Source organism: Paenibacillus contaminans (genome assembly GCF_003285015.1).
In the GTDB taxonomy this organism is placed as follows: Bacteria; Bacillota; Bacilli; order Paenibacillales; family NBRC-103111; genus Paenibacillus_V; species Paenibacillus_V contaminans.
Genome location: NZ_QMFB01000005.1, coordinates 1 through 14,683, shown reverse-complemented (window position 1 = coordinate 14,683; position 14,683 = coordinate 1). Strand labels below are relative to the sequence as shown.

The 14,683-nt window shown below is 50.4% G+C and carries 17 protein-coding genes; 8 read left to right on the top strand and 9 right to left on the bottom strand.

The annotated features are described in order from the left end of the window. Positions 1-61: 61 nt before the first annotated feature. The gene (locus tag DQG23_RS10695) at positions 62-604 is read right to left on the bottom strand and encodes a DUF1697 domain-containing protein (RefSeq protein ID WP_113030832.1); all 543 of its coding nucleotides are present in this window, start codon (positions 602-604) and stop codon (positions 62-64) included. 217 nt (positions 605-821) lie between these two features. Between DQG23_RS10695 and DQG23_RS10690 the strand changes: the two genes are divergently transcribed. Genes DQG23_RS10690 through DQG23_RS10680 form a run of 3 tightly spaced genes read left to right on the top strand, consistent with a single transcriptional unit; the run spans position 822 to position 2,514 of the window. Continuing rightward, complete coding sequence (locus tag DQG23_RS10690) at positions 822-1,637, top strand: MerR family transcriptional regulator (protein ID WP_158560394.1); 816 nt, start codon at positions 822-824, stop codon at positions 1,635-1,637. Continuing rightward, complete coding sequence (locus DQG23_RS10685) at positions 1,634-2,200, top strand: DMT family transporter (RefSeq protein ID WP_113030830.1); 567 nt, start codon at positions 1,634-1,636, stop codon at positions 2,198-2,200. Before DQG23_RS10690 ends, DQG23_RS10685 begins: the two co-directional genes overlap by 4 nt. Next, on the top strand, positions 2,200-2,514 hold the full coding sequence (locus DQG23_RS10680; RefSeq protein WP_113030829.1) for a DMT family transporter: 315 nt from the start codon (positions 2,200-2,202) through the stop codon (positions 2,512-2,514). Before DQG23_RS10685 ends, DQG23_RS10680 begins: the two co-directional genes overlap by 1 nt. Before the next feature lie 40 nt (positions 2,515-2,554). On the opposite strand, the gene DQG23_RS10675 is transcribed toward DQG23_RS10680, so the two are convergent. Further along, positions 2,555-3,349, bottom strand: coding sequence for a VOC family protein (locus DQG23_RS10675; RefSeq protein ID WP_113030828.1), 795 nt, complete (start codon positions 3,347-3,349; stop codon positions 2,555-2,557). 159 nt (positions 3,350-3,508) lie between these two features. On the opposite strand from DQG23_RS10675, the gene DQG23_RS10670 reads away from it, so the two are divergent. Together DQG23_RS10670 and DQG23_RS10665 are read left to right on the top strand one after the other, a co-directional pair. Next, positions 3,509-4,270 (top strand): exodeoxyribonuclease III, encoded by a 762-nt coding sequence (locus tag DQG23_RS10670; RefSeq protein ID WP_113030827.1) that lies wholly within the window; start codon positions 3,509-3,511, stop codon positions 4,268-4,270. A 463-nt stretch (positions 4,271-4,733) separates the two neighbouring features. Further along, complete coding sequence (locus tag DQG23_RS10665) at positions 4,734-7,814, top strand: hybrid sensor histidine kinase/response regulator (RefSeq protein WP_113030826.1); 3,081 nt, start codon at positions 4,734-4,736, stop codon at positions 7,812-7,814. A 92-nt stretch (positions 7,815-7,906) separates the two neighbouring features. Here DQG23_RS10665 and DQG23_RS10660 read toward each other — a convergent pair whose 3' ends face one another. Further along, positions 7,907-8,380 carry a MarR family winged helix-turn-helix transcriptional regulator gene (locus DQG23_RS10660; protein ID WP_113031087.1) on the bottom strand — a complete coding sequence of 158 codons (474 nt, stop codon included), beginning with the start codon at positions 8,378-8,380 and terminating at the stop codon, positions 7,907-7,909. A gap of 307 nt (positions 8,381-8,687) precedes the next feature. Here DQG23_RS10660 and DQG23_RS10655 point away from each other — a divergent pair, with 307 nt between their 5' ends. Beyond that, positions 8,688-10,070 carry an MFS transporter gene (locus DQG23_RS10655; RefSeq protein ID WP_113030825.1) on the top strand — a complete coding sequence of 461 codons (1,383 nt, stop codon included), beginning with the start codon at positions 8,688-8,690 and terminating at the stop codon, positions 10,068-10,070. Positions 10,071-10,190: 120 nt separating this feature from the next. Beyond that, positions 10,191-10,559, top strand: a complete 369-nt coding sequence (locus DQG23_RS10650; RefSeq protein ID WP_113030824.1) for a DoxX family protein — start codon at positions 10,191-10,193, stop codon at positions 10,557-10,559. 80 nt (positions 10,560-10,639) lie between these two features. Here the strand turns inward: DQG23_RS10650 and DQG23_RS43415 are convergent, their stop codons facing one another. From DQG23_RS43415 to DQG23_RS10625, 5 genes are all read right to left on the bottom strand, one after another. Further along, a complete protein-coding gene (locus tag DQG23_RS43415; protein WP_272949043.1) occupies positions 10,640-10,762 on the bottom strand; it encodes a DinB family protein in 123 nt (40 codons plus the stop codon). 136 nt (positions 10,763-10,898) lie between these two features. After that, the gene (locus DQG23_RS10640; protein ID WP_113030823.1) at positions 10,899-11,282 is read right to left on the bottom strand and encodes a hypothetical protein; all 384 of its coding nucleotides are present in this window, start codon (positions 11,280-11,282) and stop codon (positions 10,899-10,901) included. 165 nt (positions 11,283-11,447) lie between these two features. Continuing rightward, positions 11,448-12,020: a GNAT family N-acetyltransferase gene (locus DQG23_RS10635; protein WP_238177837.1), complete on the bottom strand. Its 573-nt coding sequence runs from the start codon at positions 12,018-12,020 to the stop codon at positions 11,448-11,450. Positions 12,021-12,052: 32 nt separating this feature from the next. Then, complete coding sequence (locus DQG23_RS10630) at positions 12,053-12,622, bottom strand: histidine phosphatase family protein (protein WP_113030822.1); 570 nt, start codon at positions 12,620-12,622, stop codon at positions 12,053-12,055. A 54-nt stretch (positions 12,623-12,676) separates the two neighbouring features. Further along, on the bottom strand, positions 12,677-13,108 hold the full coding sequence (locus DQG23_RS10625) for an NUDIX hydrolase (RefSeq protein WP_158560393.1): 432 nt from the start codon (positions 13,106-13,108) through the stop codon (positions 12,677-12,679). A gap of 247 nt (positions 13,109-13,355) precedes the next feature. On the opposite strand from DQG23_RS10625, the gene DQG23_RS10620 reads away from it, so the two are divergent. Beyond that, complete coding sequence (locus tag DQG23_RS10620; protein ID WP_113030820.1) at positions 13,356-14,021, top strand: hypothetical protein; 666 nt, start codon at positions 13,356-13,358, stop codon at positions 14,019-14,021. Here the strand turns inward: DQG23_RS10620 and DQG23_RS41790 are convergent. Continuing rightward, a partial coding sequence (locus DQG23_RS41790) for a hypothetical protein (RefSeq protein ID WP_238177836.1) occupies positions 14,002-14,683 on the bottom strand: 682 nt, incomplete at its 5' end. The two genes, DQG23_RS10620 and DQG23_RS41790, sit on opposite strands and share 20 nt — an antisense overlap.

Genomic DNA, 14,683 nt, shown 5'->3' with positions numbered 1-14,683 from the left:
AGCGCAGGCCGGGTCTTCCTTAGGGAAGCCCGGCCTGCCGGTGTCTTCTAGCCGCTAATGATCAAGCTTCCATTGCCTTTGCTAAAGAGTCAAGCTTGACGATTGTGTTCCAGTTACGCGTGGTCGCTATAGAACCCAGCTTCTGCAGGTTGGCGGCAAGCTTGGAATCGAGCACGCTTTGGCGGAAAAGCAGGTAAATCTCAAGCCCTGCGATGCGGAATTCGTCGATGTCGCTTTTGCCTTCCGACAAAAGGGCGATTTTTTCCTGTGCGGGCGTTTCCGTCAACAAAGTCAACTGAATGCTTTCGCCCTCCGACAAAGCATTTGCGTCGAACGGGCAGCTTGCGATGATCCGCTCCAGCTCCGGGGCCGTTCTTAAGACGACGGCGGCAGCTATGCCGAAAACCGTTTTGATCTCAAGCTCGATCCGTTTTGTCAGGGTCTCCGCTTCTTCCTCCGATTCGAAAAGAACGTTGCCGCTCTGGATGTAGGTTTGCACGCGGCTGAGCCCCATCGTTTCCAGCGAGCTTTTCAGATCGGCCATTTTGATCTTATTTTTGCCGCCGACATTAATGCCTCGCAGCAGCCCAATGTAAATTGCCATACAGGGCCTCCTTATTGTTTGCGATCGATTTTTCGAGCTCGACCTGTCCACTGCACTTAACGTTAATCTACCGAGACATCCTGCGTCAACTTGCACTAGCCAAGAGCGAAGCGATACGGGTACTTCATTGGCGTCAGTACATAGGCATACTGTTTCAGCAAAACGCTTGACCCTCACCTATACGTTACGGTTTAGTATTAGGCAGGAGGCGATGAAGATGTACCGCATCGGTCAACTGGCTAAAGAAGCCGGACTGTCCATCAGGACGCTGCGTTATTACGATGAATTCGGCGTGCTGAAGCCTTCGGTCGTTTCGGGGGCGGGTTATCGGTATTATGGCAAGGAAGACGTTATTCGGCTTCATCATATTACGACTTTGAAGCAACTTGGCTTTACGCTCTCTGAGATCAAAAACGTTTTGGAAGACGAGCGGGGTATTCCGACTGCCGATAAATGGATCGATGCCATTCGGATGCAAATCGCGGAAGTGCGAAAGGAGCAGGAACGGCTGAAAATGCTGGACCGCGTGCTTCACACGACGCTGCACACGCTGGAGCTGCGCGGGGACGTTGCGGCGGAAGAACTGCTGCTGTACATCCAGCATATCCGGAAGAACGGCGCCGAGGCTGCAGAGCATTTTCGGGCTTCGGCTCGCCGGAATCATTTTACGGATGCGGAAATCCCGATACTCGAAGGGCTTCCAAGCCTGGAAGAGGACGACCCGCGCACGACGGCTTGGGTTAAGCTGCTGCGCGAGGTTCATACGCACCGGGATGAGCCCCCAGAGTCGGACATTTCGATGAAACTGGCGGCGCAATTGCTGGAGCTCGGGGCGAATTTTTTTCAGGACAACTATGAGCTGATGGAGAGATATTGGGATTGGGTGCGGCCGGAGCCGGGGCAAAGCGAGAAAACGCTCGGGCTCAGCGAAGACACGATGGCTTACATCGATCGTATTGTGGAGGAGTACTTACGGAGAGAGCAGGAGAGCAAAGGAAATCCGGCTCAAAATGGCGGGAGGGATCGCGAATGACGGAAAAGCCGGCAGGAAAGACAGAACCGGCGGGAGCTGAGGCAGAAACGGGAGTTGAGGCAAAAGTAGACGTAAAAGTAGAAGCGGAAGCAGAATCCGAGACAAAAGCGGATGCGAAAGCAAATGCCCAAGCAAAAACAGATGCGGAAACGACTGCGTCATCCGCAAAAGCGGCAAAACCGACAAAACCGGCAAAACCGACAAAACCGACAAAACCGACAAAACCGACGAAACCACTAAGCAAAAACCGGGCGTGGGCGTACGTTTTTATCGGCGGGGCGCTTGAAATCGTGTGGGCTTCGGGCTTCAAATACGAAGCGGTGCCGTCCGTCGTCGTACTTATTTCGCTATTGGTCAGCTTCGATCTGATTATTAGAGCGACTAAGGTGCTGCCGGTAGGAACGACGTACGCCGTGTTCGCGGGCATTGGGACGATCGGTACGGTTGCGGTGGAGGCGGTTTTCAGCGGCGGTTCCATCAGCCCGTTGAAGGTCCTTATCGTCCTGCTGCTTCTGGCGTTCATTATCGGGCTAAAGCTGACAAGCGGAAAGGAGGGGGCCTGATGACATGGTGGCTGCTGATCGCTGCGGGTCTGCTCGAGGTTGTCGGCGTTATCGGAATCAAACGGGTGGCGGTTCAAAATAATTGGCCGAACAATATCATTCTCATCGGGGGCTTCATCATCAGCTTTCAGCTGCTTATTGCGGCACTGGAGTCGATCTCGTTGTCTACGGCATATGCCGTATGGACGGGGATCGGGACGGTAGGTGCAGCCGTAGTTGGGATGCTTTTTTACAAGGAATCGAAGAGTCCCGTCCGTTTGTTTTGCATCGCCGGCATCATCTGCTGCGTCGTCCTGTTGAAGCTGGCGGAGTAGGCGGCTGCGAGCCGGCGATGCATATAATCGTTCAACGCCTTCACGAAAAAGGCAAGTTCAACAGAGCCGGCAGCTCGGGGTCGAAAGCCGTTTGTGCGGTCAGGTGCAGAGTATAACCGTCTTTATTAAGGCGAAGTCCCGTACCGGTTTCGCTGAAGCTGCAATTGTCCTGCATATGCAGCAGCGACTTAACCTCCGCTAGGAAAGCGTACGAGGACACACCTAACGTAACTTCCATTTTAGGCGGGAGGGCGAGCATCGATACCGGAATCCATTTCCTGCGTTTCGACACCACGACGGCATGAGCGGTTCCGCCGATGACGAACGTAAATTCATCCGAAACCTTATCCAGCTTCATGCCGAGCAGCTGCCGCAGCCATTCGCGAAATGCCGGGACGCTGTCTACGGGAAAGCCGACTTCGCGGAGATAGAGTATATGGAACGGACCGGTGGGAGCGAGGACGTCCTCCTTCAGATAGCGGTGCGCGATAAGCTCCAGCAAATTGCCGTCGCAGTCGCGGAAGTATATGTTTTCACCCGTTTCGAAAACGTCGATTTCCTTGCCGTCCGGCCATTTCTGAATGACGGCTTGCGTTTTTCGCAGCTCGGCTGCCGCTTCGGCGAATCGGCTCATAGGAACTTCGAAAGCGATGTGCACGGGAGTCACGGGCTCGTAAGCCTCGACGAACGTTAAGGTGACATGAGGCGTCGGCTGAAACGCGATGCGGTTATCCGTTTCATACGCGATCGGGAAACGCATTTGCTCATGATAAAAATGGCGCACGCTTGGGAGCGATACGGTTTGCAGCTGCAATCCGGCATAATGAGTTATCATTGGATCTCACATCCTCGTCTGCAAAGGTTTATTAAACTTAATATACATTAATGTTTACTAAGTTGACAATGGTCTTTTTCTGCGAAAGTCTCTCATCGGAAAAGCCGCTATGGTAAACTGGAATCATAGACTGATAGAAGAGCAAGGAGACCGACAATCATGAAGCTGGTATCGTGGAATGTAAATGGCCTGAGAGCATGCGTGAACAAAGGATTTCTCGATTATTTCAAAGCGTCCGATGCGGATATATTTTGCATTCAGGAGACGAAGCTGCAGGAAGGGCAGCTCAGCCTGGAGCTGGGAGAGGAATATGCGCAGTATTGGAATTATGCCGAGAAGAAGGGCTATTCCGGTACGGCTATTTTTACGAGGCTGAAGCCGGTTTCGGTTCGATACGGTATGGAAGAGGACGGGGAGCCGGAGGGGCGGATCATTACGCTGGAGTTTGAAACCTTCTATTTCATCACTGTGTATACGCCCAATGCAAGGCGCGATTTGTCGAGGCTGCCATTCAGACTGGAATGGGAGGACCGTTTCCGGGCATACCTGCAACAACTGGACTCGGCTAAGCCGGTCATCGTTTGCGGAGATTTGAACGTCGCCCACCAGGAGATCGACTTGAAAAATGCGAAGTCGAACATGGGCAACTCCGGCTTTACGATGGAGGAGCGGGGCAAAATGACGGATTTGCTGGAGGCCGGCTTCATCGATACGTTCAGGCATCTTTACCCGGACCGGGAAAATGTTTATTCCTGGTGGTCGTATATGCCGAAGGTGAGAGAGCGGAACGTCGGATGGCGGATCGATTATTTCCTGGCTTCGTCGAGACTCGGTTCTTCGCTGATCGACGCGGAGATCGCTTGCGATGTGATGGGCAGCGACCATTGTCCGGTAGTGTTGACGATAGGTGAAATCGGGTAGCCGAGCGGTCTAGCCGTCCGCGCTGCGTCTTTGCAGCACAGGGTTCGGACATGCAATGCAGCGCAATCAGAAGCCAAAAACTCGCTGAATCAGCGGAGTACGGCTTCTTTTTTTGTCTGGTCGGTCGTTATCTGCTTGAAACATTTCTCGGGTTCGCCCGTCAATAAGCGAAAATATTTCGGAGGTCGTTACGATGCTGCGGTATTTCGTCTTGTTGTTTAAGACTCCGTTCTTCGGAAAATAGAGGAAGAATTGACGGCCGCTATGATACACTGGGAGAGGAAGTTTTACAGAAAGGGTACACATGGACGAGGGGATAACCATAAATGAAGCAGGCAATGTGGAATATCAACGGTCGGAGGAGCAGCGGGAGCGGACGGAGTAGCGATCGCATGAGAACGCCGGATTTGTTTTGCAGTCGGGAGACGATGCTGTTGGGAAGACCAGGCAGCGCGGTTTATCGATGACGACGATGAAAAGAGTTTTGCTTATAACCGTTTTGTTCGTAGCTGCGCTTACCGGCTTGCGGCTGTTTTGGATTGGGCTTATCGCGCCCTCTGCAGACGGGCAAGCCGTGCAAGGACAATTGGATTTGCGAAATTGGGATTTCGGCTCGAACCGTACGGTGGCGCTGAACGGCGAATGGGAATTTTACCCGCATCGGCTGCTGCTGGAAAACAAAGAAACGGATTATTCCGGGCAACCCGACGGCGAGTTTGTTCAAATTCCCGAGATGTGGAACCGGTTTATGTCGGATGAGAGGAGCGCAACATTCGGTTACGGTTCTTACCGTCTGCGTATTAAGGTTCAACCGGATAAGGAGCGAATTTACGGCATTCAAGTCCCTGCCATCCCTGCGTCCTCCGAGCTTTATGTGAACGGACGGTTAGTGGCGAATTCCGGACAGCCGGCTGCGGATGAGGATGCGTATACGCCCCGCAGAGTCCCTTATTCGGCGACCTTTGCGACGGATAGGAGCGAGATCGAGCTTATCGTTCAGGTTGCAAACTACGATGAGTTGCGTGCAGGCGGCATGCACCGGCCGATAAAGTTCGGCAGCGATTTGGCGGTCAATCGTGCCGCCGGGTTTTCTGCAGGGCTGCAAGTAACCGTATGCTTAATTTTATTGCTGCACGCCGTATATGCCGTTATTTTATATTTCATGGGGGTTCGCGAGAAGGCGCTGCTCTATTTCTTCCTGCTGATTATTTGTACGATCACGTCGATTCTCATCGACGACAACGGGCTTTTGCTGGTTTGGCTGCCGATCGACTATGACAGCGCTTTTAGGATCTACTATCTGGTTTATCTCGGAATAGCCGTTTTTATTTTTCAATATGCCAAACATCTTTTACCGGAGTACAAGATCGTCAAGGGACTGCGTTCGTATACGGCTATATGTGCGGTTTATGCAGCCTTCGTTCCGTTCCTGCCGATCGCTTGGCTGAAGCTTGCCGGTTACTTTCATTTTGCGATCGTGCTTGTTCCCTTTTTAATCGTTCCTTTGCTCGCTTTTATTACTGCGATTAGGGGACATAAAGATGTAATATTTATTCTGCTCGGCATGTCCGCCGTTAGCTTAAACATTATATGGGGGGCGATCAAAAACTTGGGGCCAATGGAGATGGGGTATTACCCTTTCGACATGATTGCCGCCTTTATCGCCTTTGCTTCATACTGGTTTAGGCGTTATTTGCGAAGCTCCGCCCAAACGGCGAAGCTTGCGGAAAAGTTGCTGGAGGAGGACAAGCGAAAAGACCAATTCCTGGCCAATACTTCACACGAGTTGAGAAATCCGCTTCACGGCATACTCAATATCGCACAAACGCTGCTCGTCAGTAACGGCATCTTGAACGACGGCCGGAACCGGGAAAGCATAAGAATGCTCGTTTCCGTAGGCAAAAGAATGTCCTTCTTACTGAATGACTTGCTGGACATTACACGACTTAAGGAGAATCGGGTACGTCTGCAGCTTACGAACGTCCGGATTCAGGGAGTTGCTTCGGGCGTTTGCGATATGGTGCGCCTAATGACGGAAGGCAAAAAGGTCCTGTTGGTCAATAATATCCCGGCTGTGTTCCCTCGTGTGATTGCCGATGAAAACCGTCTCATTCAAATTTTGTTTAATCTGCTTCATAATGCTGTGAAATTTACGAATGAGGGAACGATTACGGTAGATGCCCGAGTGGAGGATGGCCAAGCCGTCATTCTTGTTTCGGATACCGGAATCGGCATGGATGAAGCGACGCTAGGGAGGATGTTCGAGCCCTATGAGCAAGGCGGCTCGGACTATGCGGAAGGAGCAGGCGGACTTGGGCTCGGGTTAAGTATATGCAAGCAGCTGGTGGAGCTGCACCAAGGCACGATATCGGCAAGCTCCATACCGGATCGCGGCTCCGTATTTACGTTTACTTTGCCGTTATCCGATGCTGCGATTCCGCAAATCGATACTGCGATTTCTTCCGTTCAAGCCCCTGTTGTCGAGCTTGAAACGGCGGCAGCCGCTGAAGATTCCGATTCCAAGTTCCAGCCGATATCCGGACGGGCCGAGGAGCGGTCCTACATTTTGGTTATCGATGACGACCCTGTCAACCTGAGCATTCTGGAGACCGTTCTTTCATCCGAAAATTACGAGGTCGTCAAAGCTACGAGCGGAAAGGAAGGCTTGTCGCTTCTGGCCGAGAGGGAATGGGACTTGATGATTGCCGACGTTATGATGCCGCATATGTCCGGCTATCAATTGTCCCGCAATGTTCGGGAGCATTTTACAATTTCGGAGCTTCCGATCCTGCTTCTTACAGCGCGCAGCCGGCCGGAAGATATCGAAGCGGGATTTCAGGCGGGTGCAAACGATTATTTAATCAAGCCGGTTGATGCATGGGAGCTGAAATCGCGGGTACGCGCGTTAACGGACAATAAGAAATCGTTCCGCGAGCGATTGCGTGTGGAAGCGGCGTGGCTCCAAGCTCAAATTCAGCCTCATTTTCTGTTCAACACGTTAAACTCGATTGCCGCACTGAGCGAATTCGATACGACGAGAATGCGTACCTTGCTTGAAGTGTTCGGCGATTATTTGCGGGCAAGCTTTACCCTCCGAAATATGGAGCGTCTCGTACCGTTGAAGTATGAAATGGATCTTGTACGCTCTTATCTGTATATTGAGAAGGAACGGTTCGATGATCGGCTTCATATTTTTTTGGAAGTCGACGAGAACATAGAAGTGAATATTCCGCCGCTAACCATCCAGCCGCTGGTTGAAAATGCCGTAAAGCATGGCGTCTTGATACGTACGGAAGGCGGCAAAGTATATATCCGGATTGTCGAAAATAAGGATCATGTGGAAGTATCCGTTGAGGATGACGGGGTCGGAATGGATGAGCGCAAGGTGCGGCAGCTGCTGAGCGGACAAGCGGCTCAAGGAACGGGAATCGGTCTGCGCAATACGGATCGGCGGTTGAAGCAGCTTTACGGCCAGGGCCTTCATATTGACAGCACTCTCGGAGAGGGGACGAAAATTTCGTTTATCGTGAAAAAAATAAAATGAAAAACCCGCCTCAGGCAATACGCCTAGGGCGGGTTTTTTGCTTACCGGCTGCAGCCGTCGGCAATGCGAAAAACGGTATAGGACGTCTGCAGTCATTCCAGATCGGCCGTGCAAGCATTGTCCAGATCTTTATTTTCAACAAGAAGAAGCAAGGCGTCCATCAGCTGCTTGCGATGCTCGGGCGGCAGATTTTCCATGAGCTTCTCCGCGATTTCGGTTTGTATGGCAAGCACTTGCTTGATATGGGATTGAGCGAGCTCCGTCAGCTGAATAAGGGTTGCACGGCGGTCCGCCGGATCGGGCGTCCGAAACAGAAGGTTCTCTTTCTCGAGAGCATCGACAAAATCGGTGACCGTACGGGCTTTGATCCCCAGATTGGCCGCCAAATCGCTCATGCGGATTTTGCCTGCTTCGGAGACGACGGAAAGCATGCGAAGTCTCGGACCCGACAATTGAAAGGGCATGCCGAGAGCGGTGATTTGCGTATTAAATTCCCTTTGAACATAATGAGTTGCTCTAACCAGCACATGAATCACGTCGATTGCCGAAGGATCTTGCGAGTCGATAATCATTCCTCTAGGCTCCTTGACTTATTGTCATTTGATTATTTCGATTTCCTTGGTTCTAACCGGTCGATCTTAATATCTCATTATAACTTGTACGGATTGGCGAAACCACCACAGGCAAGCTTTATTGTATTGACATTCAAAGAATTAGTGTGTATCCTCAGTATTAATTTAATAGTGAGCATACTCAATATAACGTAAACTCACTAAAAACAAGGCGATGTTGGAGGCAGGCCGTTAGATGGGGGAGATGGAGTCGATTGCCGATTCTTAAATAACGATTAACGAAAGGAGAGTGAGGGGAACCATGAACGCCGGGACAGCGAATCATAGCGATAAATTGTTGCGAATCCTCGTCGTCGCACTGATATTTTCCGTGATGAACGGCACGATGTTTAACGTGGCTCTTCCTGTAATCGGCGAAGAGTTCGATCTTGTTCCTTCACAGGTCAGCTGGATCATGACCGGTTATATGGTCTTATATGCGATCGGATCGGTCGTTTTCGGGAAGCTTGCCGACAGATACCGTCTCAAGGATTTGCTGACGTTCGGACTTATCCTGTTTGCGGCAGGTTCTATTATCGGCATGGCTGCCTCCGAATATTGGATGATCATACTAGGACGTATCCTGCAGGCTGCGGGCGCTTCGGTTCTTCCTGCAACGGCGATGATCATTCCCGTCCGATATTTTGCTCCGGAGCAAAGGGGGAGAGCCCTTGGAACATCCGCCGTCGGGCTTGCTCTCGGCAGCGCCTTGGGACCGGTTGTCGCGGGCTTGATCGCAAGCTTCGGAAGCTGGCGGCTGTTGTTTTTATTCTCGCTGCTGTCCTTGGTCACGCTGCCCTTTTTCCGGAAGTATATGGATGACGAAAAAGGTAAAGCCGGCCATATCGACTTCCTCGGCGGCGGATTGCTGGCTGCGTCGATTGCGCTCTTTTTGCTGGCCATCACGCAAAGCAGCTGGCTGCTGTTTGCAGGAGGACTGGTTTTGCTCGGCTTCTTCGTCGTAAGAATCAGGGCGGCATCCTATCCGTTTATTCAGCCGGGCATATTCCGGAATACGAACTATACCGTCGGGCTGCTGATTGCGTTTATCGCGACGGCGATGAATTTCGGTATCACGTTTTTGACGCCGCAATATTTGGCTGCTTTGAACGGCCTGACTCCGGGAAGCATCGGACTCGTTCTGTTTCCGGCTGCCATCGCTTCCGCCATGCTTGGGCGCAAGGGAGGGAAGCTGGCGGATGAGCGCGGCAACGCTTATATCGTCTCGGCCGCGTCGCTCATGCTGCTCCTATGCTTTGCGCTGCTATCGACTTTAGTGGGCATATCGCCGTACGTCATTTCGGTTATTTTGATCGCAGGAAACGTGGGTCAGACGTTCATGCAAATTGCCATGTCGAACACGATTTCCCGGACGCTGGCCAAGGAGCAGGTGGGAGTAGGCATGGGGCTGTTTTCCATGTTGAATTTCATCTCCGGCGCGATTTCGATGAGCGTGATCGGAAAGCTGCTGGACAGCAAGTCTACCTCGTTGCATCTCAATCTGTTTGTGATGAATGAGGCCGCTTATTTGTACAGCAATATTTTTATCGTCATGTGCGTGATGGTCGTGGTCATTTTAGGACTGTACCGTTTTCAATTCGGGGCTTCTCGAGTCAAGACGGGGCAGGTGCCTTCGAAAAACTGAAGCAGGTAAGTCTGTTCATGAAACGCACGTAAGCGCCAAGCGAGTGATAGGAAATCATGCGAGGAATCGATAGATACAAGTTGCCGTTCTAATTTTATAATCCCAAATGGAGGCATTTTTATGACAATAGTAACTGTTGTGCTTCAAAGCTTGTTGAGCTTGGCCTTTCTTTTCAGCGGGTTGAGCAAGATTGCCGGTGCCAAAATGCAGGTGGAGGTTTTCGAGCACGTAAAGCTGCCGCAATGGTTCAGAGTGGTTACAGGCGTTCTTATGTTGGCAGGGGTTGGCGGATTGGTAGCGGGCTTTTGGCATGAAGGGGTGCTTTCGCTCGCCGCATTATGGATTGCATGCATCATGCTGGGGGCCGTGTTGTCGCATGTGCGCGTGAGAGATTCGTTTAAGCAACTATTTCCCGCTTTATTATTGATGATTTTGCTGTTGGTGTTATTTTCGCTGCATGTATCCGAGTTTAAAGCGCTTATCGGCTGATGTGAAAACATATCGTGCAATTATGAATAAAAGCAACCTGGGACATCATGCCCGGGTTGCTTTTTGGCTGGCGAAAACGATTATTGGGTTAAGATATACAAGTAGAAGCCGAAATCGGTAGGCGTACCCGGACATCCCAGTTGCCTGAGCATAGCCGTAATATTGCCGCGATGGTAAGATCCGTGGATGACGAGATGCTGAATATAGTCGACGCACCTGGCCTTGAACGCCCCGTAGGGGTAAACCGCTTCAAGATCCTCATGCCGCTCGATGAATGTCCTGAAACGATCGCTTAATTCCGCCCTCTAAAGATAAATAAAGCTTAAGTCAACTTAAACATCAACCATTTTTTAAATAATTCTGATCTTCGTTCAACTTTTCTAACCATTTTTCAAGCGTCTGTTTTATCTCAAACCTATCCCTTGAACTAATTTCCATTAGCGTATCCCATTTCCCATTAGTGATTGCTAAACCATACTCGCCGCTCGCTCTTGAATCTGGATGCCACCCTAAAACAATATGTATCCTTCTATTTTCATCTTTAGGTACATTCCAACTCCCTTTTTCAAGTTCCATTTTACTTATTTGAAGTAGGTCTTGTGTAAAGAATGTCCAATTTGTTAAGAAATCATCTTCATTGGGGTCTGATATCGGTTCAACATCATAAAACCTATTATAATAAATAGCGAAACCTTGTGGTATTCTTAGTTCCATTAAATTCATGTTATCATTCCAATCTAATAAAATCCGTGTTTTATTTACTTTTGTTATCTTTGGACCTCTGTCAAGATAGTAGACACAGAATTTAATGATTTAACGTATTAAAGTAGTGCTGGCATTCAAAATCAGATGGCGTGCTGTATTATGAAATTGATTCATATTCAAAAATTATTGTTTCCATTTTTCATACTCGCTGCTGAGCATCCCGTAAACCAACTCGTCATAATGCCGTCCGTTCGTGAAAATCATATTTCTCAGCCGTCCCTCTTGCGTGAACCCAAGACGCTCATGCAGCGCGATGGAGCCTTCGTTAAAAGCATAAACATGCGCCGTAGCTTTCTGGTAGCGGAGCTCGCGAAAATAATAGCCTAGCAGGATCTTGACGGCTTCCGAAGCGTAACCCTTGCGCCAATGCTCGCGGAAAACGGCGAGTCCGTATTTAAACGTACCGTTCCGCGTATCGGAGCTAAATGTGTTGATGCTGCCGACCAGCTCTCCGTCAAGCGTTTCGATCGCCAGCATGATATTGTCGCCGCTTGGCGTTTGGGATGCCTGATGCTCGGCCCACGCCTTCGTACCTTCCGACGATCTCGGGAAATGAACGGCATCGCAAAGTCTGGCCCCTTCGGAATCTTGGTCGTTCTGATGAAACTTTTCCCAGTCGCCGGGTTCAATCGGGCGTAATCTGACTTTGGTTCCCGTCCAAATATTTGCAATCATATCGATCCTCTCCGTTTCCATTGCTTGACACTCCATCCTGACCGGTTGACCGATCAGTCCCATAAACGTTCGACTTGCTCCAGACGGTTCCGTTCAAAAGTCAGTTTGTAAATATCAGGTTTGGAGGTGCTGTCCCAAAACTCGAATCCGTATGTTTCGTCAAAATAATTCATGATGATCGTCATGATATTGCCATGAGTGCCGATAATTATATTTTGCCCCTGACGTTCTTCGAGTAAGCCTTCGATTACCGGAATCGAGCGCTGCTGCGCTTTTCGTGTGGGCTCGCCGCCCTCCAGACAAAAATCCTTATCCGTAAAAGATTCACGAATGGCTTCATACAAAACGTCCCACGACGCCTTATAGTCCAAGCCTTTGATCGGACGCTCGATCAGCTCTTCATACTCGACGATATCCAAGCCCTTTTGTTCCGCAACGTATTGAACGGTTTGTTTAGCTCTGGCGTAGGGGCTTGAGGCAATAAAGTGAATGTCAACATCGGTAAAAAATTGTGCGACGCGTTTCGCTGCAAGAAATCCTTCTTCCGAAAGTCCTCTGGTTCTTTCTTGACCGAATGCGAAGGGCGATTCGGCATGTCTGACCATATAAACGGTAGTTTTCATAAGTCCTCCTCTATGGTAGGGGCATCCGGCGTTCGATTAAGCGTAGTTTGTATTCTACTCCAACCACTGTCTAGGGCCGATACTATGAAACAAATGGTTGTTGTTAGCGTTCAACGCATCTTGTATACGTCGATAAGTAAAATCGCTCATAGGCCTGGGAAGCTCACTTTCGCGAAAGTATCCGCATTCCAATATTTCCGGGGAGCTGGGCTCCGGCTTGCGAGCGTTAAGATTTTTGCAGAGGAAGGCAAAATGATGTATATCGTACTGCGGATCATAATAAACGCCCGTCAATCGCTCCGCTTGGACATCAAGTCCCGTTTCTTCCGCAACTTCCCGCTGTGCCGTTTCTTGTGCGGATTCGTGGTTCTCGGACTTGCCCCCGGGAATTTCCCAATTGCATTTGCCGTAGCTATGCTTGACCAGAAGAATGCGTCCCTCGGCATCCAAAATTATCGCTGCTGCACCAACCGACTTCGTCGACAATCGCAAGCACCCCTTATCCAGTATCTTCTAGTAATCCCATCCTAATATACGATGCTAGAGTAAATAATGTTTCGATTAATAGACCTAGATCTAAACTGTTGTTTGTCATGCGCTACTAGATCGGAAGGGGACTGTTTGCGTGACCGGGCTATAGATTTAATGATATAATCATTTTAGACGAAGAACGTCCTCTAATTGCCGAATGGCGGGAGGGCGTTCTTTTTTTGCAGAAAGAAGGTTGATAACGATGAATTTTGAAACGGTGCATCAGGAATTTATACAACATCATTTGGATATTCGGTCAGGGGAACGAAAAGGGAGGCTTCTAAGGGGGCATAAGTATGGCGAAAAGCTACTCCTCCAGAATGTATGGTGGCCGTTGTTTGGAAGCTTCAATCATTTGCATCCCGAATACGAAATATTCGACTGGAATCGGAAGTCCCAATTTCTTGATTTAGCTTTCCTTCCGCCATATGGCCGTTTTGGATTGGAATGCGATGGCTTTCAAACCCATGTAAGAGATATGGACCAAGAAAAGTTCAGCTACTCGTTAAATCGGGATACTTTTTTGACGGGGATGGGGTGGACCATCATTCATTTTTCTTTCGACGATGTGAAATCTCGACCCGAAATATGCCGCAAACTGCTCCAACTGGTGATAGCTCCTTATCTCGTACGATCCAGGAAGGGACCTTCGTTATCTGCTGACGAAAAAGAAGTGCTTCGATTGATTTGGAACCTGGGAAGGCCAGTGCGTCCCAAGGATATTATTAATTTTTATGAAGTCAATTTTCGTACTGCGCGTAAGTGGCTGCAAGGTTTGGTCGAGAAGGGGATTCTGCGCCCGATCATAAAAAACCGGTACATCTGCTACTATGAGCTGGTAGAAAACTTTATAGAAAAGTGGCATTGACACGGAGGAATTGTTGCACCGTGTGCAACAAAAGGCGCCGCCTGGCGTCCCGCCGCCGGAAATGTTGCATGCGATACAACAAAAGGCGCCGCTTGGCGCCGCGCTGCGGGAGATGTTGCACGCGATACAACAAAAGGCGCCGCTTGGCGCCGCGCTGCGGGAGATGTTGCACGCGATGCAACAAAAAGGCGCCGCTTGGCGCCGCGCCGCCGCAAATGTTGCACGCGATGCAACAAAAAGGCGCCGTTTGGTACCGCGCCGCCGGAAATGTTGCACGCGATGCAACAAAAAGGCGCCGCTTGGCGCCGCGCCGCCGAAAATGTTGCACGCGATGCAACAAAAAGGCGCCGTTTGGCGTCCCGCCGCCGCAAATGTTGCACACGATGCAACAAAAAGGCGCCGCCTGGCGCTCTGCCGCCGAAAATGTTGCACGCGATGCAACAAAAAGGCGCCGTTTGGCGCCCCGCCGCCGCAAATGTTGCACACGATGCAACAAAAAGGCGCCGCCTGGCGCTCTGCCGCCGAAAATGTTGCACGCGATGCAACAAAAAGGCGCCGCTTGGCGCCGCGCCGCGGGAGATGTTGCACGCGATGCAACAAAAAGGCGCCGCCTGGCGCCGCGCTGCCGAAAATGTTGCACGCGATGCAACAAAAAGGCGCCG